Consider the following 19,292-nt stretch of genomic DNA (forward strand, 5'->3'; position numbering starts at 1 on the left):
CCGCCACCGATGAGTACCACCACTGAACCCGCCGCCGTGGCCTCCACGGCGGCGGGCCCCGCGAAGGCCACCGGCCGCGGGCCCTGGCGGCTGGTCTGGGACCAGCTCTGGGCCAGGGGCCCGGCCCGGTTCGGCCTGATCACGGTCGCCGTGCTGGTGCTGGCGGCCGCCCTGGCCGGCCCGCTCAGCTCGCTCGGCGGCTGGTCCCCCGAGGAGTTCGACAAGCGCGCCATCGACCCGTACATGGGCGGGCTGCCCAAGGGCGACTTCGGCGGCATCAGCGCCCGGCACTGGCTGGGCGTCGAGCCCATCACCGGGCGCGACCTGTTCGCCCGCGTGCTGCACGGCGGGCAGGTCTCCCTGCTGATCGCGTTCACCGCCACCGCCGTCGTCGTGGTCACCGGCACCCTGGCCGGTATCGCCGCCGGCTACTTCGGCGGCCGGACCGACTCGGTGCTGTCCCGGCTGATGGACCTCACCATGTCCTTCCCCTCGCTGATCTTCATGATCGCGATGATGTCGGTGGCCAAGGACGTCAACCGGATCCTGCTGATCACCCTGGTCATCGGCCTGTTCACCTGGCCCGGCATCGCCCGGGTCGTCCGCGGCCAGACCCTCTCGCTCAAACACCGCGAGTACGTCGAGGCCGCCAAGGTCGGCGGCGCCCGGTCCTGGCGGATCCTCACCCGGGAGATCCTGCCGAACGTCTCCGGCCCGGTCATCGCCTACACCACCCTGCTCATCCCCGGCATGATCGCCACCGAGGCCGCGCTCAGCTACCTCGGCGTGGGCGTCCGCCCGCCCACCGCGTCCTGGGGGCAGATGATCGCCGAGAGCATCGTCCACTACGAGACCGACCCGACGTACTTCCTCATCCCGACGGTCTTCCTGTTCCTCGCCGTGCTCGCCTTCACCCTGCTCGGCGACGCGCTGCGCGACATCCTCGACCCCCGGGGAGGCCGGTCGTGATCCTCTACCTCGGCCGCCGGCTGCTCGGCGTGGCGGGCATCCTGCTCGCCATCTGCGCCATCACCTTCACCATCTTCTACCTGCTGCCCAACGACCCGGCCGCGGCCGCCTGCGGCAAGACCTGCAGCCCCGAGCGGCTCGCCGACGTCAAGACGGCGATGGGCCTGGACGCGCCGGTCTGGCAACAGTTCGGAAGCTACCTGGCCGGCATCTTCGCCGGCCGCGACTACGGCAGCGGCCCCAGCGCCGTGCACTGCGGATTCCCGTGCCTCGGATACTCGTACGAGTACGGGCTGCCGGTCTGGGACCTGCTGACCGACCGCCTGCCCGTCTCCGTCTCGCTGGCCCTCGGCGCGGCCGTGCTCTGGCTGGTCCTCGGCCTCGGCGCCGGCATCACCTCCGCGCTGCGCAAGGGCGGCATCACCGACCGGGCCCTGATGGTGCTGTCGGTCGGCACCGCCTCGCTGCCGGTCTACTTCACCTCGATCATGCTGATCTGGGGCGTCGTCCGGACCGCCGGACTGCTGCCCTACCCGGCCTACCACAAGTTCACCGAGGGCCCGCTCGACTGGGCCTCCAACCTGCTGCTGCCCTGGACGGCGCTGGCCCTGCTGTACGCGGCCATGTACGCCCGGCAGAGCCGCAACTCGATGATCGAGACCATGGCCGAGCCGTACATCCGCACCGCCCGCGCCAAGGGCCTGCCCGCCCGCACCGTCACCGTCAAACACGGGCTGCGCGCCGGGATGACGCCGATCCTCACCATCTTCGGCATCGACCTCGGCGGGCTGCTGGCCGGCGCCGTCATCACCGAGTCCATCTTCGGCCTGCCCGGCGTCGGCCGGCTCTTCTACGACGCGCTGAGCCGGTCCGACCAGCCCGTCATCCTCGGCGTCACCCTGCTCGCGGCCTTCTTCATCGTCGCGGCGAACCTGCTGGTCGACCTGCTGTACGCGTACGTCGACCCGAGAGTGAGGTACTGATGGCCGGCCTTCTCGAAGTCGAGGACCTCGGCGTCACCTTCGACACCCCGCGCGGCACCGTCCGGGCCGTCGACGGCATCTCCTTCAGCGTCGCGGCCGGGCAGACCCTCGGGCTGGTCGGGGAGTCCGGCAGCGGGAAGTCCGTCACCTCGCTCGCCGTGATGGGCCTGCACCGCGGCGCCGCCGTCACCGGCTCGATCCGGCTCGCCGGGCAGGAGCTGAACGGGCTGGGGGAGCGGCAGCTGGGCACCGTCCGGGGCCGGCGGATCGCCATGATCTTCCAGGACCCGCTCTCCAGCCTCCACCCCTTCTACACCGTCGGCGAGCAGATCGCGGAGCACTACCGGGTGCACTTCAAGGCCTCCCGCAAGGCCGGCCGCGAGCGCGCGGTGGAGATGCTCGGCGAGGTCGGCATCCCCGAACCCGCCCGCCGGGTCGACGAGTACCCGCACCAGTTCTCCGGCGGCATGCGCCAGCGCGTGATGATCGCCATGGCACTCGCCTGCGAACCCGACCTGCTGATCGCCGACGAGCCCACCACCGCCCTCGACGTCACCGTCCAGGCCCAGATCCTCGACCTGATCGCCCGGATCCAGCAGGACCGCGGCCTCGGCGTCGTCATGATCACCCACGACCTGGGCGTGGTCGCCCGGGTCGCCCACGAGGTCCTGGTCATGTACGGCGGCCGTGCCGCCGAACAGGCCCCCGTGGACCGGCTGTTCGGCGCCCCCGCGCACCCGTACACCCGCGGGCTGCTCGACTCGCTGCCCCGCCTCGACGACACCGACGACGCCCCGCTGCGGGCCATCCCCGGCAGCCCGCCGTCGCTGATCGCCCCCGCCCCCGGCTGCTCCTTCGCCCCACGCTGCGCCCGCACCACCGCGGCCACCGCCGAGGAGCACGCCCGCTGCCTGGCCGAGCGCCCCGCGCTCGGCCCGCTCGCCCCCGGCCACCAGGCCGCCTGCCACCTGCCGCTGGTGCCGCAAGGAGCCCGTTCATGACCGCCCAGCCGTCCCCGGCCGCCGCCAAGCCGTTCGAACCGCTGTTGTCGGTGCGGGACTTGGTGAAGACGTTCCCCGGCAAGCGCGGCCGGGCCGGCCGGGCCGGCGCCCCGGTCCGGGCCGTGGACGGGGTCAGCTTCGACGTCGGCAAGGGCGAGACGCTCGGCCTGGTCGGCGAGTCCGGCTGCGGCAAGTCGACCACCGGGCGCATGATCGTCCGCCTGCTCGACCCGACCTCGGGCACTGTCACCTTCGACGGCACCGAGATCGGCGGCCTGTCGCAGGCCCAGCTGCGGCCGCACCGACGGCACCTGCAGATGGTCTTCCAGGACCCGTACTCCTCGCTCAACCCCCGCCAGACGGTGGCCCGGATCATCTCCGAACCGCTGCTGGTCCAGGGCTCGGGCGCGGCCGAGGCGCGGAAGCGGGCCGCCGAGCTGATGGAGCTGGTCGGGCTGATCCCCGAGCACCTCGACCGCTACCCGCACGAGTTCTCCGGCGGCCAGGCCCAGCGGATCGGCATCGCCCGCTCCCTGGCCACCTCGCCCCGGCTGGTGATCGCCGACGAGCCGGTCTCCGCGCTGGACGTCTCGATCCAGGCCCAGGTGGTCAACCTGATGGAGCGGCTCCAGGACGAGCTGGGCCTGGCGTACGTGTTCATCGCGCACGACCTCTCGGTGGTCAAGCGGGTCTGCGACCGGGTCGCGGTGATGTACCTCGGCCGGATCGTCGAGATCGGCGACAAGGCGGAGGTGTACGGCAACCCGGCCCACCCGTACACCCGGGCGCTGCTCTCCGCCGTGCCGCTGCCCGACCCGGCGGCCGAGCGGGCGCGCGAGCGGATCGTGCTGCTCGGCGACCCGCCGAGCCCGGCCAATCCGCCGACGGGCTGCACCTTCCACCCGCGCTGCCCGAAGGCGCAGGAGATCTGCCGTACGGAACGGCCGCTGCTGCAGATCGCCGGGCCGGGCGCCCGGCAGGCGGCCTGCCACTTCCCGGAGGCCTAGGCCTCCCCCGACCGCCGTACCGCCCCGTCTCCCCACGCCGGGCGGTACGGCTCCACCCCGGGGCCCGTCGACGGGCCCCTCTCCGACCCCCGGTCGGGCGCGGCGGGGAACCTCTTGAGGGCCGCGCCCGACCGGGTTCCACGATGTCGAGGGCCCGTACCCGAAAGCGAGGGGTACGGGCCTTCTGGGCTGCGGCCGCGCGTGCGGGGGCTGGGGAGTGGGGGGCTGGGGCGGTGGGGAGGGGAGGGGAGGGAGGGGACGGGCCCGACGGGCCGGGTGCCCGCGTCCCTGCCACGGCTTCCCGTGGGGGAAGACCGAAGGCCGTGGCCCCCGGACGGATCCGGGGGCCACGGCCGTTGCGCTGCCGGGGGCCGTGCTCAGGAGGCCGGGCCCACCCGGACGGTGGTGATCCGGCCGCCCTGGGCCTCGCGGACCACCTCGATCTTCGTGTTGGTGTCCGGCACCTTCACCGAGAGCTGCGGGGTGGCCGGGTCGGAGTAGACGCCGGAGTGGTCGTTGAACGCCGGGACGGCCGGCTCGGCGCCGATCCGCACCGGGGCACCGCCCTTGTGCAGGGTGAACGCGGTGGTCGGCTTCAGCGAGAAGGTCGCGTCGTAGGTCTGCGCGCGGCCGTTGACCAGCGAGCCGTCGGCGAACCGGATCGGCGTCGGGTGCGCGTCGACCGGCAGGATCAGGCCGCCGCCCGGGTGGTCCTTGGTGTTGTTGTCGCCGTACCCGGTGTCCCAGAGCCAGACCAGCACGCCCTCCTGGTACGGGTAGTTGTCGACGATGTCCTTCTTGTTGTCGACCCCGGTGTACCCGAAGTTGTACGGGCCGGTCTTCAGGAAGGCGCCGTAGCCGGCGTACCGGCGGTTCTCCACCAGGTAGGCGCGCGGGTGCTGCTTGACGGCGGTGCGGCCGGTGACGACGGTGAACCCGGTGGCCGTCCAGCCGGCGGTGCCGTCCTCGGCGCCGTCGGCGAACAGCTCGGTGGCGCCGGCGGCGATCCGGACGGCGTCGACCAGGGCGCCCCGGCCGTGCGTGTTGTTGTCGGAGGTGACGTGGAACCGCAGCCGGACCGTCTGTCCGGCGTAGCCGTCCAGCGGGATCGACAGCTTCCGGTACGCGCCCGAAGTACCGGTCAGGCCGGGGGTGTTGGCCGTGGTGTTGCCGATCGGCGCGCCGTCGACGGTGCCGCCGAGCGCCTTCCAGGTCCTGCCCGCGTCGGTGGAGGCCTCGACGGCCAGGAAGTCGTAGTCCTGCTCGATGTCGTACCAGGTGGCGGCGGTCAGCGTGACCGGCCCGCTCACCGCGCGCAGGTCGACGTCGCGGGCCAGTGCGTTGTCCAGGTTGTCGCCGGTGTCGCTCCACCAGTGCCTGCCGCCCTGGTACGGGTCGGTGAGGTCGGTGTCGGTGGTGCCGTCCGGCAGGTGCACCAGGACGGCCTGGGCCTGGTCGGTGTTGTAGCCGCTGACCCCGAGGGCGTGGCTGGAGCGGGTGGCGGCCTGCGCCTCGTCGTAGTTGAGCCAGCCGAACTGCAGCTTGCTCCAGGCATCGAGGTCACCGGGGTAGCCGCCGGTGGTGTTCCTGCCCTTGCCCAGGTAGGAACCGGAGGACATCAGCGACCAGAAGTTGACGCTGTTGTCGCCGCCGCTGGTGCTGTACAGGTCGGGCAGGCCGAGGTTGTGGCCGAACTCGTGGGAGAACAGGCCGACTCCGCTGTTCTCGCCGCCCTGCACGTAGTCGTAGACGTAGAGGCCGGTGTCGCCGACCGGCGCGCCGCCGATCTTGTTGCCCGCCGGGCCGGTCTGGCCGGCCGGGTCCGGGAACGCCCAACTGCGGTGCGCCCACAGCGCGTCGGCGCCCTGCGCGCCGCCGCCCCAGGTCTCGTCGACGCCCGCGTGCACCACGATGACGTTGTCGAGGTAGCCGTCGGGCTGGCTGAACTCGCCGTCCTTGTCGTGGTCGTAGCGGTCGTAGACGTCGTACTGGGCCAGCTCGGCCTTCACGTCCGCGGCCGTCCGGCCCTTGGCGATCTCGCCGTCGTACCAGGCCTTGACGGCGTCCCGGACGAACTCCTGGGCCTGGGTCCAGGCGCCGGACCCCTGCGGGCCCTTGTTGCTGCCGTAACGGGCCTCGTTGTACGGCACGGTGACCCAGTCGCTGACGGTGCCTTCGACGTCGTACCGGCCGGAGGACTGGGTGCGGTAGTAGTTGCGCATCGAGACCGCGCCGGGCGTGTCGTCGAAGAACATCTGCTGGTAGTAGTCGCGGCCGAAGTCGGCGTTCCAGAGCGTGTGGTTGTCGCTCCGACCGGGCTGCGGGATGGTGTTGTGCCGCGGGCCGGGCGTTCCGCCGTAGCGGGGCTGGCCGTTGTACTGGGTGGTGTTGTCCACCTCGTCGCCGAACTGGGCGAGGATGACGAAGACCTTGTCCTTGCGCTGCTGCGCCAGCTGGACGTAGTCGTTGCCGATCTTCACCTTGGCGGGCGCGCGCTTCTCCGCGGTCTTGGCCACGGAGCCCTTGTTGAGCTGCTCCAGTGCCTTGGTGCGCAGCGACTGGCGCTCGCGTTCCTGCGGGGCGAGCGGGCCGGGCGGGGCCTCGGCGCCGCCCTCGTCGGCGGCCTGGGCGGCGACGGCGGCGGTGGTGGCGGGGGAGGGGGGTGCGGCCTGGGCGGGGGTGCCGAGGAGGGTGGCCGCTATCGCGCTCGTGGTGAGCGCTGCCGCGAGTGCCGCGGACAGTCTGCGCAACTGACCGGTCCTTTCCGGACGGTGGGTGGTCGGGGGCAACGGTCGGGGGGAAGGCCGACGGTCGTGGAGCGCAGGTAATATTTCACATGTCATGGGTTACACGGAAGACGCCGGACGGGGGCGGAACGCAGAGCGCCGCACGACCGTGCGGTCGTGCGGCGCCGGAGGGTTGGCGTTCGGTCAGCCCGTGGTGTACTCCACGGTCACGCTGATCAGCGCCAGGGCTCCGAAAGCCAGCCCCAGGGCGGGGCGGCCGGCGGCGCCCAGGGCCAGCGCGCCGACCGCGAAGACCGCCAGCTTGAGGGCGATCTCCGCGGCCAGCGGCAGTCGTACGGTGGGGCCGCCTGCGGCCAGGAACAGCCCCCAGGTGACCGCCGCGAGGGCCGGCGCGCCCAGCCCGAGCAGGGCCCGGGTGAGCGGGCCGGAGCCGGTCCTGAAGCCCCAGTAGCAGAGCGCCGCCAGCAGCCCCAGTTCCAGCGCGAAGGCGAGCCCGCCGTTGACGACGGTCAAGGGGGTCCACTGCCGCTGCGAGACCGGGCCCGGTCTGCTGATTCTCATCCGTCTGTTCCTCCCCGTCCGGTCCGGCGCCCGGGTGGACGCCGGTCCCGGCGGGAGTCTGGCAGGCGCCGCCGCTCGCCACAACGGATCACCCCGACAAGGAGGTGCGCAGGAAGGCCAGTTCGGCCTGGGTGATCTGCTCCTGCACGCCGCCCGGGGTCATGTGGGTGACGCCGGGAAGCGGCAGCACGCTGTGCGGCCGGCCGGCCCGGGTCAGCGCCTGGGAGAGCCGCAGGGTGTGCGAGGGGTGCACGTTGTCGTCGGCCAGCCCGTGGACCAGCAGCAGTGGCCTGGTGAGTGACGGCGCGTCGGGTACCAGGTCGTCCGCGGCGTACCCCTCGGGGTTCTGCTGCGGCAGGCCCAGGTAGCGCTCGGTGTAGGCGGTGTCGTACCGGCGGAAGTCGGTGGGCGGGGCGCCCGCGCAGGCGGCGTGGAAGACGTCGGGGCGGCGTAGCACGGCCAGCGCCGCGAAGTAGCCGCCGTAGGACCAGCCGCGGACGCCGACCCGGCCGAGGTCGAGGTCGGGGTGGTCGGCGGCGAGTGCCTGCAGTGCGGCCACCTGGTCGTCCAGGGCGACCTGCGAGAACCGGCGGAAGATCGCCCTGGTGAAGGCGGGCGTGACGAACGGGGTGCCCCGGTTGTCGGTCGTGACCACGGCGAAGCCCTGGTCGGCCCACCACTGGCGGAGCTGCCAGCGGCGCGGCTCGTTGGCCACCGCCTGGAAGCCGGGCCCGCCGTAGACGTCCAGCAGGACGGGCAGCCGCCGGCCGGGCACGTGGTCGCGCGGGTACACCACGGCGGTGGGCAGGGCGAGTTCGGTGACCCGCGCGCGCTGCGGGGTCACCCGGTAGGGCAGTGCGGCGGAGAGGTCGGTGAGTTCGAGTTCGCCGTCGTCGTGGCGCACCGTCCGGCGGACGCCGTCCGGCCCGGCGCAGGTGAGCAGCAGGGTCTCGTCGGCGGCGAGCGCGGAGTGGACGCCGGGGCCGGTGCTGAACCGCTCGGGCCGGCCGCCGTCCGGGTCGACCAGGTGGACGTGCTGGTCGAACGGGTCGCCCTCGCCGGTCTCGCAGAGCAGCCGGCCGCGCAGCCGGCCGACCACGCGGCGGATCTGCAGCCCGGTGGTGTCCAGCGGCTTGCCGTCCAGGGCCAGGCCGCGGGCCTCGGGGGTGTCGTGGACGGTGAGCAGCCGCCCGTCGGCCAGCCGGGCGGGCGTGCCGGGCAGGTCGTCGACCCAGAACGGGTCGCTGGTGCGGGAGAGTTCGGTGGTGTCGCCGGTGGCCGGGTCGGCGCTGAGCAGCAGGACGTGCTGCTGGAGCCGGTCGGCGACGGTGAGCAGCACCTCGCCGGTGCCCGCCCATTCGGCGGCGCAGAGGTACGGGAAGCCGGTGTCGTCCCAGCGGAGCCGGACGCGGCCGCCGTCCAGGCCGAGGACCCAGAGCTGGACGTCCGCGTTGGGGCCGCCGGCCTGCGGGTAGGCGAAGTCCTCCGGCTGCTCGTCCGGGCGGGCCGGGTCGGCGAAGTACCGCCGGGGCAGGGCGGATTCGTCCACCCGGGCGGCGAGCAGGGCGCCGCCGTCCGGGCGCCACCAGTGGCCGCGGGAGCGGCCCAGCTCCTCGGCGGCGGCGAACTCGGCGACGCCCCAGCGCGCGCCGTCGGCGGGGCTGAGCGGCACGAGGCCGGGCGTGACGCACAGGGCGTCGTCGGCGACGTAGGCGACGCGGTGGCCGGCCGGGTCGGGACGCGGGTCGAAGGCGGGCCCGGCGGTGGGGAGTTCGGCGCAGGTGCCGGCGGTGGTGTCGGCGCGGAAGAGCCGCCCGTCGAGGGTGAGGACGGCGACGGCGAGGTCGGCGGTGGCGGCGTAGGAGCCGATGCCGGCGGCGGTGAGCCGGATCCGCTCGCGCAGCCGGCGTTCGACGGCCGGGAGGTCCGCCGGGTCGCCGGTGCGGCCGGGGGCGAGTGCGGCGGGGTCGGCGACGAGGCGCTCCTCGCCGGTGGCCAGGTCGAGCAGGTGGAGCCGGTCGACCTGGTCCTCGGCGCCGGTGGAGCGGAGCAGCAGCAGCCGGGTGCCGTCCTCGCTGAGGACGATCGCACGCGGAGCGCCGAAGCCGAAGCGGCCCGTGCGGGCGCTGAGGGAGAGGAAGGGGTCGGTGATGGTCACGGGCCCGATGTTCTCCGCGCGGCGCTGTCCGGACCAGTGGTACGACATGTGAAATGTCACACACCACTATGATGTCACGCAGAACAGGACCCCTGGAGGCGAAGTGATCGAGGACCCGCGGACCGCCGAACCCCCGGCGCCGCTGCCCGGTACGGACAAGCTGTTCACCCTGGATCCCGTCGCGGCCCACCTCAACCACGGCTCCTACGGCACGGTGCCCGTCCCCGTGCAGCAGGAGCAGGAACGGCTCCGGGCCGAGCAGGAGCGCGACCCCGACGGCTTCTTCGCGGACCTGCCCCGGCGGGTCGGCGCCGCCCGCACCGCGCTCGCCGCCGAGCTGGGCACCGACCCGGCCCGGCTCGCCCTGGTCGCCAACGTCACCGAGGCCGTCGCGGTGGCCCTGGACAGCGTCCCGCTGGCGCCCGGCGACCGGATCCTGGTCACCGACCACGGCTACGGCGCCGTCACCCGGGCCGTCCACCGGCGCGCCGAGGAGGCCGGTGCCGAGGTCCATACCGTACGGCTGCCGCTGGACACCCCGGACGAGGACGCCGTCCGCGAGGCCGTCCTCGCCGCCGTCACCGGCCGCACGGCACTCGCCGTGCTCGACCAGCTCAGCTCGCCGACCGCCCGCCGGATCGCCGGCCCGGGCCTGCTCGCCGCCCTGCGCGCACGCGGCGTCACCACCGTGGTGGACGGCGCCCACGCCCCCGGCATGCTGCCCGAGCCGGTCGAACCGGACGCCGACTTCTGGTTCGGCAACCTGCACAAGTGGGCCTTCGCCCCGCGCGCCACCGGTGTCCTCGCCGTCCGCCCCGAGTGGGCCGGGAAGGTCCGCCCGCTGGCCCTCTCCTGGGAGCACCACCGCGGCTTCCCGGCCAGCGTCGAATGGCGCGGCACCTACGACTACACGCCCTGGCTGGCCGCCCCGGCCGGGTTCGGCCTGCTGCGCGAGCTCGGCGCCGGGCAGGTGCGCCGGCACAACGAGGCACTCGCCGCCCACGGCGGGGCGGTGCTGGCCGACCGCCTCGGCCTGGAACCGCTGCCGGCCACCGCGGGCGTGGCGATGCGCGCGCTGCGCCTGCCCCCGGGGCGGGGTGAGGGCGACGAGGCGGCGGTGGCGGTGATGACGGAGCTGTGGCGGCGCCACGCCGTGCGGACGGTGGTGCGCCCCTGGCCGGGCGGCGGGGTGCTGCGGATCAGCGCGCAGGTGTACAACCGGCCGCACGAGTACGGGAGGCTGGCGGCGGGCCTGGCGGAGCTGCTCTCGCGACGGGGGTGAGGGCGGTCACTCGGAGGCGGCGCGCAGTTCGGCGAGCAGCACGTTCCGGTCGTCGATCAGCCCGGTGAGGATCCGCCGGGCCGTCCTGAGGAGGTCGGCGACCTCGGCGCCGGCCAGGGCGTAGACCACCGTGCTGCCCTCGCGGCTGGCGGTGACGATGCCGGACCGGCGCAGGACGGCGAGCTGTTGGGAGAGGCTGGACGGTTCGATCTCCAACTCGGCCAGCAGGTCCCGGACGGGCGTCGGTCCGGCCTGAAGCAGTTCCAGGACCCGGATCCGGACCGGGTGGCCGAGCATCCGGAAGAACTCGGCCTTGGCCTGGTACAGCGCGACCCCCACGACGCCCCCTTCTCTGGTGACCGGCCCGTTCAGATCTCCAGTGCGACCTCGATCCGCTTCAGCTGGTGCCGGGCCATCGCCAGGTTGGCGCGGCCGCGGTTGAGCGCGAGGAAGAGGAAGAGGCCCCGGCCGTTCGGCATGGTGAGCGGCCGGAGCAGGTGGTACTGGCTGGTCAGGCTGACCAGGATGTCCTCGATCTCGTTGTCGTGGAGGTTGAGCAGCTCCATGGCCCGCATCTTGGCCCGGACCACGTCGGTGTTGCCGGCGGCGGCGACGTTGAGGTCCAGCTCGCCGCCGTCGCCGAGGGTGCCGAGCGCCATGCCGCTGCCGTAGTCGACCAGGGCGATGCCGATCGCACCGTCGATGGCCATGGCCTCCTTGAGCGAGGTCTCCAGATTCGCCATCGTCTTCTCCTCCTGTAACCGGGGGACTCCCGTGAGTGGTGGCTGTGGAAGCGAATGTAGGGAGGCGGGGCCTGACTTCACCGCAGATGACCGAAGACGTTCGAATCCGTACGCCGAGTGACTGCTTCGCAGCTACTTGAAGACATTTGCAACTATGGATGTGAGAGAGAACTGATCCGGGCCCGTGGAAAAACGGTGCTATCGATGTCAGTCCTCCCGGGTAACCTCTCGCTGAGATGCGAGATCACACCAACCACACCCGGACGGCGATGAACACCCCTCTGCCCGAGCACCCCGAAGACCGGGAGCTCAACCCCGCCGAGGCGTACGCGGCCTTCCGCCGCCGGGCCAAGGAGCAGGCCACGGCCCTGTACGGCTTCCAGCAGCTCTACGACTTCCCGCTGGACGACTTCCAGCTGGAGGCCTGCCGGGCCCTGGAGGCCGGCGAAGGCGTCCTGGTCGCCGCGCCCACCGGCTCCGGCAAGACGATCGTCGGCGAGTTCGCCGTCCACCTCGCCCTCCAGGGCGGGCGGAAGTGCTTCTACACGACGCCGATCAAGGCGCTCTCCAACCAGAAGTACGGGGACCTGGTCAAGCGCTACGGCGCCGCCAAGGTCGGCCTGCTCACCGGCGACAACACGGTCAACGGCGACGCGCCCGTGGTGGTGATGACCACCGAGGTGCTGCGCAACATGCTCTACGCGGGCTCCAGCACCCTGAACGGCCTCGGCTACGTGGTCATGGACGAGGTGCACTACCTCGCCGACCGCTTCCGCGGCGCCGTCTGGGAGGAGGTCATCATCCACCTCCCCGAGTCCGTCACCCTGGTCTCGCTCTCCGCCACCGTCTCCAACGCCGAGGAGTTCGGCGACTGGCTGGACACGGTGCGCGGCGGCACCCGCGTGATCGTCTCCGAGAACCGCCCCGTGCCGCTCTGGCAGCACGTGATGGCCGGCAACCGGATGTACGACCTGTTCGCCAACCCGGACCGCGACGGCCGCCCCAAGGACGCCCCGCGCAACCCGGCCAAGGCGGTCAACCCCGAGCTGGTCCGCCTCGCCCGCTCCGAGCTGGACCGCAACCCGCGGGACAAGTTCGGCCGCGGCCGCGGCCGTTCCATGCCCAACGGCCGCCCCGGCCGGGTCTGGACACCGGGCCGCGTCGACGTCATCGACCGCCTCGACGCCGAGGGCCTGCTCCCCGCGATCACCTTCATCTTCAGCCGGGCCGGCTGCGAGGCCGCCGTCCAGCAGTGCCTCTCCTCCGGCCTGCGGCTCAACAAGGAGGAGGACCGCGCCCGGGTGCGCGACATCGTCCAGGAGCGCTGCGCCGACATCCCCGACGAGGACCTGCACGTCCTCGGCTACTTCGAGTGGCTGGACGGGCTGGAGCGCGGCATCGCCGCCCACCACGCGGGGATGCTGCCCCGGTTCAAGGAGGTGGTCGAGGAGCTCTTCGTGAAGGGTCTGGTCAAGGCCGTCTTCGCGACCGAGACCCTGGCGCTCGGCATCAACATGCCCGCCCGCTCGGTGGTCATGGAGAAGCTCGTCAAGTGGAACGGCGAGCAGCACGCCGACATCACCCCCGGCGAGTACACCCAGCTCACCGGCAGGGCCGGGCGGCGCGGCATCGACATCGAGGGCCACGCCGTGGTGCTCTGGCAGCGCGGCCTCGACCCGGAGGCGCTGGCCGGCCTGGCCGGCACCCGCACCTACCCGCTGAAGTCCTCGTTCCGGCCGTCCTACAACATGGCCGTCAACCTGGTCTCCCAGTTCGGCCGGCACCGCTCCCGCGAACTGCTGGAGACGTCGTTCGCGCAGTTCCAGGCGGACCGCTCGGTGGTCGGCATCGCCCGCCAGGTCCAGCGCAACGAGGAGGGGCTGGAGGGCTACCGCGAGTCGATGACCTGCCACCTCGGCGACTTCGACGAGTACATGAACCTGCGCCGCGAGCTCAAGGACCGCGAGAACGAGCTCGCCCGCGAGGGCAGCAGCCAGCGCCGGGCCGCCGCCGTGGAGTCCATCGAGCAGCTCAAGCCGGGCGACGTCATCCACGTCCCCACCGGCAAGTTCGCCGGCCTCGCCCTCGTCCTCGACCCGGGCCTGCCGCCGGTCAGCCGCAACGGCCGCAACGCCACCCGCCACCCGGACTTCCAGGACGGCCCGCGCCCGGTGGTGCTCACCGCCGAGCGGCAGGTCAAGCGGCTCGCGATGATCGACTTCCCGCACCCGGTCGCCGCCATCGAGCGGCTGCGCATCCCCAAGTCCTTCAACCCGCGCAGCCCGCAGTCCCGCCGCGACCTCGCCTCCGCGCTGCGCACCAAGGCCGGCCACCTGGAGCCCGAGCGGTTCCGCAAGGGCCGGGCGGCCGCCGCCGACGACCCCGAGATCACCCGGCTGCGCGCCACCCTGCGCCAGCACCCCTGCCACGGCTGCGACGAGCGCGAGGACCACGCCCGCTGGTCCGAGCGCTACCACCGGCTGCACCGCGACACCGAGCAGCTGGAGCGCCGGATGCGCTCCCGCACCCACACCATCGCCCGCACCTTCGACCGGGTCTGCGGCCTGCTCACCGACCTCGGCTACCTGAGCGGCGACACCGTCACCGCCGACGGCAAGCGGCTCGGCCGGCTCTACGGCGAGCTGGACCTCCTCGCCTCCGAGTGCATCCGCGAAGGCGTCTGGAGCGGCCTGGCCGCCGCCGAGCTGGCCGCCTGCGCCTCGGCGCTGGTCTACGAGGCCCGGCAGTCCGACGACGCCGCCGCCCCCCGGGTGCCCGAGGGCGCGGCCAAGGAGGCGCTCGGCAAGATGGTCCGGATCTGGGGCCACCTCGACGCCCTGGAGGAGCAGCACCGGATCAACACCGCCGAGGGCGTCGGCCAGCGCGAGCCCGACCTCGGCTTCGCCTGGGCCGCCTACCGCTGGGCGCTCGGCCACGGCCTGGACCAGGTGCTGCGCGACGCCGACATGCCGGCCGGCGACTTCGTCCGCTGGACGAAGCAGCTGATCGACGTGCTCGGCCAGATCCAGGACGCCGCCGGCGAGGACGCCGAGCTGCGCAAAACCGCCCGCAAGGCGGTGGAGGGGCTGCGCCGCGGCATCATCGCCTACTCCTCGGTGGGCTGAGCCTCTGACAGGGCCTGGCCCTGAGGACGGAAGGGCCCGCCCGGGCGGGCCCTTCCGTGTACGCGCCTCAGCCGGCGAGGACGGCCAGCACCCGCTCCAGCGAAGTGCCGAGGCCCCAGCGGGTGGAGAGCTCCTCCAGGGTCATCGGGTCCAGCGGTTCGTGCGGCAGTGCCGGGTCGAACGCCGGCATCGGCGCGTCGGAGGCGACCCGGACCACCGTCGGCGCCACGTCCAGGTAGGCCGCGCCCTCGACGATGTTGCGCCGGCGGGCCGGGGTGAGCCGGGAGCCGACCTCCAGCGCGGCGGCCCGGATCGCGGCGAGGTCCCCGTACTCGTTGATCAGCTGAGCCGCCGTCTTCTCGCCGATGCCCTTGACGCCGGGCAGGCCGTCGCTCGGGTCCCCGCGCAGGGCGGCCATGTCGGCGTACTGGGCGCCGCGCACGCCGTACTTCTCCAGCAGCAGCGCGTCGTCGGTGACCTGGAGGTTCCCCATGCCCTTGACGGGGTAGAGCACGGTGATCCCTCGGGCGTCGTCGACCAGTTGGAAGAGGTCACGGTCGCCGGTGACGATCTGCACCGGGCCCTTCGCCCGTGCGGTGAGGGTGCCGATCACGTCGTCCGCCTCGTAGCCGGGGGAGCCGACCCGGGCGATGCCGAGCGCGTCCAGCACCTGCTCGATCACCGGCACCTGCGGGGCCAGCGTGTCCGGCACCTCCTCCTCGCCGTCCTCGGCAGCCTCGGCCACCCGGTGCGTCTTGTAGGAGGGGACGAGGTCCACCCGCCACTGCGGGCGCCAGTCGGCGTCCATGCAGGCGACCAACTGGTCGGGCCGGTGGTCCTGGACCAGCCGGGCGATGAAGTCCAGCAGGCCCCGGACGGCGTTGACCGGCTCGCCCTGCGGGGAACGCAGGGAGTCCGGCACGCCGTAGTAGGCCCGGAAGTACAGGCTGGCGGAGTCGAGCAGCATCAGTCGCGGTGCGGTCACCCTCCGATCATGCCGTACCGGGCCGACAGCCGGGCGCCGCACCGGGCGGTGCGGCGCCGGGCCCGGCGTGCGTGCCGGGGCTCAGTGCTCGTGCGGACCGGCGCGGTGGACCGGACCGTGTGCGTCGGCGCAGTGCTCGGGGGAGAGGTCGCCCCGGGCGGTGATCTGGAGCAGCGCACCCGCCTCGTCCTCGCCGACGTGGTCGACCTGGAGCGTGCTGTGGGTGATCCCGTACTCGCCGGCCAGCCGGCGCTGGAGCTCGCGGCGGACGGCGTGGCAGTCGCCGCCCGGGGTGACCAGGATGTGCGCCGACAGCGCCGGCTGCCCGGAGGTGATCTCCCAGATGTGCAGGTCGTGGATCTCCTCGACCAGCGGTTGGGTGACCAACCGGTCCGCGACGGCGTCCGGGTCGATGCCGGCCGGGGCGGCTTCAAGGAAGATCCGCCCGGAGTCCCGGACGAGGCCGGTGCCGGCCTTCAGCATCAGCGCCACGACGATCAGCGAGGCGATCGCGTCGGCCTGGACGAAGCCGGTGGTCAGCATGATCACGCCGGCGATGGCGGTGGCGATGAACGCGTACAGGTCGGTGACCACGTGCTGGAACGCGCCTTCGACGTTGAGCGAGCTGCGGTTGGCCTTGGACATGCACCAGGCGGCGGCCAGGTTGACCACGATCCCGGCCAGGGCGGTGACCAGCACCAGCGAGCCGGTCACCTCCGGCGGGTCGAGCAGCCGGCCGATCGCCTCGTAGCCGAGCCAGGCCGACAGCACCAGCAGAGTGACGCCGTTGGCCTGCGCGGAGAGGATCTCGGCCCGCTTGAGCCCGTAGGTGTACCCGCCGCGGGCGGGCCGGGCGGCCAGCCGCATCGCGACCAGGGCGAGGACGATCGAGGCGGCGTCGGTGAGCATGTGCGCGGCGTCGGAGATCAGCGCCAGCGACTGGGCGGCGAAGCCGACCACGACCTCGCCGGCCATGAACACCACGATCAGCGCGAGCGCGCTCACCAGCCAGCGGCGGTCGGCGTCGGCGGCGACGCTGTGCGAGTGGCCGCCGTGGCCGTGGCCACCGCCCCGGTGGGAGTGCATGTGGTCATGCGCATGATCATCGCGCGCGTGCTCGTGCCCGGCCATCGAAGTCCTCTCCTGGACATACGGGGGTGGGGGCAGGGGCGCAACCGCCCTGCACCCGAAGTGAACCGCAGATCGAACGAAGATCCAAAGGCTGCACTGGAAGCCGTTGTCATTGCCGCGCCGTAACCCCCGTCCGGTATCGTCGCGCCGCCACGGAGCAGGGGAGACGCAGCATGGAACGGAACGGACCGGTCGGCCTGGGGGTGATCGCCGGAGAGTGGGCCCGGATCGGGGTGCTCGGCTTCGGCGGGCCGCCCGCGCACATCCTGCTGCTGCGCCGGCTCTGTGTGGAGCGGCGCGGGTGGCTGGAGCCGGACGAGTTCGAGGACGGCATCGCGGCCGCCAACCTGCTCCCCGGCCCGGCCTCCACCCAGCTGGCGATCCTCACCGCGTGGCGGCTGCGCGGCACGCCCGGAGCGCTGGTCGGCGGCGCCTGCTTCATCGCCCCCGGACTGGTGATGATCCTCGCCCTCTCGGTGCTGTTCCTGGCCGGCGACCCGCCGACCTGGGTGCTCGGCGCGGCGGCGGGCGCCGGTGCGGCCGTCCCGGCGGTCGCGGTGCAGGCCGCCACCACGCTGGTCCCCGGCAGCCTCACCCGCGTCGGGCGGGGGCGGGCCGCCCGGGCCCGCTGGACGGCGTACGCGCTGGCGGGCGCGGCCGCCGCGATCCTCACCGGGCCGTGGCTGGTGCTGGTGGTGATCGCCGCCGGGCTGGCCGAGATCGCCGTCCGCGCCGGTACGGACGGCCGCGACCAGGGCCGGAACCAGGACCGGGATCGGCGCCGGGGCCAGGGCCGGAACCAGGGCCGCCGGCAGCGCGGCATGGCGGCCGCAGCCCTGCCCGCCCTGCCCGTGCTCGGCGGGCTCGGCGCGCTGGCCTGGGTGGCGTTCAAGGTGGGTGCGCTCTCCTACGGGGGCGGCTTCGTGATCATCCCGCTGATGCAGGACGACGCGGTCCACCGCTACCACTGGATGACGGACGGACAGTTCCTCAACGCCGTCGCCCTCGGCCAGGTCACCCCCGGCCCGGTCGTGCACACCGTCGCGGTCGTCGGTTACGCGGCCGCCGGGGTGGGCGGCGGGCTGCTGGCGGCGGCCGTCGCCTTCGCACCGTCGTTCCTCTTCGTGATCCTCGGTGGCCGGCACTTCGACCGGCTCCGGGCCGACCGGCGGGTGCAGGACTTCCTCACCGGCGCCGGGCCCGCCGTGATCGGCGCCATCGCCGGCTCGGCGGTGCCGCTCGCCGCCGCGCTCGGGTACGGCTGGCAGTGGGGGGTGCTGGCGGCCGCGCTGCTCTGGCTGGCCGTCGCCCGCCGGGGCGTGGTGCCCGCCCTGCTCGCGGCCGGCGCGGCCGGGGTGCTCGCCACCCTGGCGGGCCTGCCACCGGCCTGACCCCTCCGGCCGCCCTCGCCGCCGCCGGTGCCCGCCGCCGCCCCGCTGGTGCCCGCCCCCGCCCCGCCGCGGTCACGCGCGGCCCTCCCGGATACGGCCGGTCGGCGTCAGCCCGGCGGCGTGTCTGCCCCGATCGGGTGACGCCGGCTTGCGTGATCGCTCACGGTCCCGCAATGATCACCGTCCGTGAAGATCGACACGGTGGAAGCCGTCCGCTGGCTCGCCGAACTCGAGCCGACTGCCGAAGACTTGACGAATCGTCACATCACTGCGGCACGCGAGTGGTTTCCGCACCAGTACGTGCCGTGGAGCCTCGGCCGGGACTTCGGCGGCCCGCTCGGCGGCGAGCCGTGGCGGCCCGAGCAGTCCGCGCTGAGCCCCGCCGTGCGCTCCGCCCTGGTGGTCAACCTGCTCACCGAGGACAACCTGCCCGGCTACCACCGGACGATCGCCGCGCAGACCTCCCGCGACGGCGCCTGGGGTGCCTGGCTGCACCGCTGGACCGCGGAGGAGGACCGGCACGCCGCGTCCATCCGCGCCTACCTGCACGCCACCCGCGCCGTCGACCCGGTCGCCCTGGAGCGCGCCAGGATGGAGCAGGTCGGCACCGGCGCCGTCCCGCAGCCCGTCGGTGTGGTCGAGCTGGTCGCCTACGTCTCCGTGCAGGAGCTGGCCACCCGGGTGAGCCACCGCAACACCGGGCGGCTCAGCGGCGACCCGGTCTGCGAACGGCTGCTCGCCAGGGTCGCCCAGGACGAGAACCTGCACATGGTCTTCTACCGCGAACTGCTGCGCGCCGCCCTGGAGATCGACTCCGGCCCCGTCCTCACCGTGCTCGACGCCGCCGTCCGCGACTTCGCGATGCCCGGCCAGGGCATGCCCGGCTTCGCCCGGATGGCGGCCGAGGTCGCGGTGGCCGGCGTCTACGACCTGCGGGTCCACCACGACGAGGTGCTGGTGCCGCTGCTGCGCTCGCTGAAGGCCTTCGAGCTGACCGGCCTCGGCCCCGCCGGCGAGCAGGCCCGGGACCGGCTCGCCGCCCACCTGGCCCGGCTGGACACCCGCGCCGCCCGGTTCGTCGAACGCCGCGACCAGGCCCTCGCCGTCCGCGCCCGCGGGGCCGAGCACGCCCCGGCGGACACCCCCGACACCCCTGGCGCCGCACCCGATCCCGCGTGAGCCGCACCCCCGAGCGGCCGACCACAGGAG

Annotated in this window: 15 protein-coding genes; 8 read left to right on the top strand and 7 right to left on the bottom strand. The window is 73.5% G+C overall.

Features of this window, described 5'->3' with window-relative positions; translation table 11 throughout:
• Nucleotides 1-9: 9 nt before the first annotated feature.
• From OG286_RS30800 to OG286_RS30815, 4 genes are read left to right on the top strand one after another with little or no spacing between them, the layout of a single operon-like run.
• A complete protein-coding gene (locus tag OG286_RS30800) occupies nt 10-969 on the top strand; it encodes an ABC transporter permease (protein WP_396321772.1) in 960 nt (319 codons plus the stop codon).
• Nucleotides 966-1,952, top strand: coding sequence for an ABC transporter permease (locus OG286_RS30805; protein ID WP_396321771.1), 987 nt, complete (start codon nt 966-968; stop codon nt 1,950-1,952). Before OG286_RS30800 ends, OG286_RS30805 begins: the two co-directional genes overlap by 4 nt.
• Nucleotides 1,952-2,953: an ABC transporter ATP-binding protein gene (locus OG286_RS30810; protein ID WP_396321770.1), complete on the top strand. Its 1,002-nt coding sequence runs from the start codon at nt 1,952-1,954 to the stop codon at nt 2,951-2,953. The genes OG286_RS30805 and OG286_RS30810 overlap by 1 nt, the downstream gene beginning before the upstream one ends.
• Nucleotides 2,950-3,960 (top strand): ABC transporter ATP-binding protein, encoded by a 1,011-nt coding sequence (locus OG286_RS30815; protein WP_396321769.1) that lies wholly within the window; start codon nt 2,950-2,952, stop codon nt 3,958-3,960. The genes OG286_RS30810 and OG286_RS30815 overlap by 4 nt, the downstream gene beginning before the upstream one ends.
• Before the next feature lie 377 nt (nt 3,961-4,337).
• On the opposite strand, the gene OG286_RS30820 is transcribed toward OG286_RS30815, so the two are convergent.
• The 3 genes from OG286_RS30820 to OG286_RS30830 form a co-directional block, all read right to left on the bottom strand.
• On the bottom strand, nt 4,338-6,710 hold the full coding sequence (locus tag OG286_RS30820; protein ID WP_405365915.1) for an immune inhibitor A domain-containing protein: 2,373 nt from the start codon (nt 6,708-6,710) through the stop codon (nt 4,338-4,340).
• Nucleotides 6,711-6,890: 180 nt separating this feature from the next.
• Nucleotides 6,891-7,268 (bottom strand): YrdB family protein, encoded by a 378-nt coding sequence (locus tag OG286_RS30825; protein WP_396321767.1) that lies wholly within the window; start codon nt 7,266-7,268, stop codon nt 6,891-6,893.
• 88 nt (nt 7,269-7,356) lie between these two features.
• A complete protein-coding gene (locus OG286_RS30830) occupies nt 7,357-9,426 on the bottom strand; it encodes a prolyl oligopeptidase family serine peptidase (protein WP_405365916.1) in 2,070 nt (689 codons plus the stop codon).
• 103 nt (nt 9,427-9,529) lie between these two features.
• On the opposite strand from OG286_RS30830, the gene OG286_RS30835 reads away from it, so the two are divergent.
• Nucleotides 9,530-10,708 carry an aminotransferase class V-fold PLP-dependent enzyme gene (locus OG286_RS30835; RefSeq protein ID WP_405365917.1) on the top strand — a complete coding sequence of 393 codons (1,179 nt, stop codon included), beginning with the start codon at nt 9,530-9,532 and terminating at the stop codon, nt 10,706-10,708.
• A gap of 6 nt (nt 10,709-10,714) precedes the next feature.
• Here OG286_RS30835 and OG286_RS30840 read toward each other — a convergent pair whose 3' ends face one another.
• The gene (locus OG286_RS30840; protein WP_396321764.1) at nt 10,715-11,047 is read right to left on the bottom strand and encodes an ArsR/SmtB family transcription factor; all 333 of its coding nucleotides are present in this window, start codon (nt 11,045-11,047) and stop codon (nt 10,715-10,717) included.
• A 29-nt stretch (nt 11,048-11,076) separates the two neighbouring features.
• Entirely contained in the window at nt 11,077-11,451 is a 375-nt protein-coding gene (locus OG286_RS30845) for a hypothetical protein (RefSeq protein ID WP_396321763.1), read from the bottom strand.
• 269 nt (nt 11,452-11,720) lie between these two features.
• On the opposite strand from OG286_RS30845, the gene OG286_RS30850 reads away from it, so the two are divergent.
• The gene (locus tag OG286_RS30850) at nt 11,721-14,576 is read left to right on the top strand and encodes a DEAD/DEAH box helicase (RefSeq protein ID WP_396321821.1); all 2,856 of its coding nucleotides are present in this window, start codon (nt 11,721-11,723) and stop codon (nt 14,574-14,576) included.
• Nucleotides 14,577-14,643: 67 nt separating this feature from the next.
• Here OG286_RS30850 and OG286_RS30855 read toward each other — a convergent pair whose 3' ends face one another.
• Together OG286_RS30855 and OG286_RS30860 are read right to left on the bottom strand one after the other, a co-directional pair.
• Nucleotides 14,644-15,543 (bottom strand): 5'-3' exonuclease H3TH domain-containing protein, encoded by a 900-nt coding sequence (locus OG286_RS30855; protein ID WP_396321820.1) that lies wholly within the window; start codon nt 15,541-15,543, stop codon nt 14,644-14,646.
• A gap of 99 nt (nt 15,544-15,642) precedes the next feature.
• Nucleotides 15,643-16,692, bottom strand: coding sequence for a cation diffusion facilitator family transporter (locus OG286_RS30860; protein ID WP_396321762.1), 1,050 nt, complete (start codon nt 16,690-16,692; stop codon nt 15,643-15,645).
• 173 nt (nt 16,693-16,865) lie between these two features.
• Here OG286_RS30860 and chrA point away from each other — a divergent pair, with 173 nt between their 5' ends.
• Both chrA and OG286_RS30870 read left to right on the top strand, forming a co-directional pair.
• Entirely contained in the window at nt 16,866-18,083 is a 1,218-nt protein-coding gene (chrA, locus tag OG286_RS30865) for a chromate efflux transporter (RefSeq protein ID WP_396321761.1), read from the top strand.
• Between the two features lie 186 nt (nt 18,084-18,269).
• The gene (locus OG286_RS30870; protein WP_405365918.1) at nt 18,270-19,262 is read left to right on the top strand and encodes an acyl-ACP desaturase; all 993 of its coding nucleotides are present in this window, start codon (nt 18,270-18,272) and stop codon (nt 19,260-19,262) included.
• Nucleotides 19,263-19,292 lie beyond the last annotated feature (30 nt).

Origin of the sequence: Kitasatospora sp. NBC_00039 (assembly GCF_045160625.1) — a bacterium.
Classification (GTDB): domain Bacteria; phylum Actinomycetota; class Actinomycetes; order Streptomycetales; family Streptomycetaceae; genus Kitasatospora.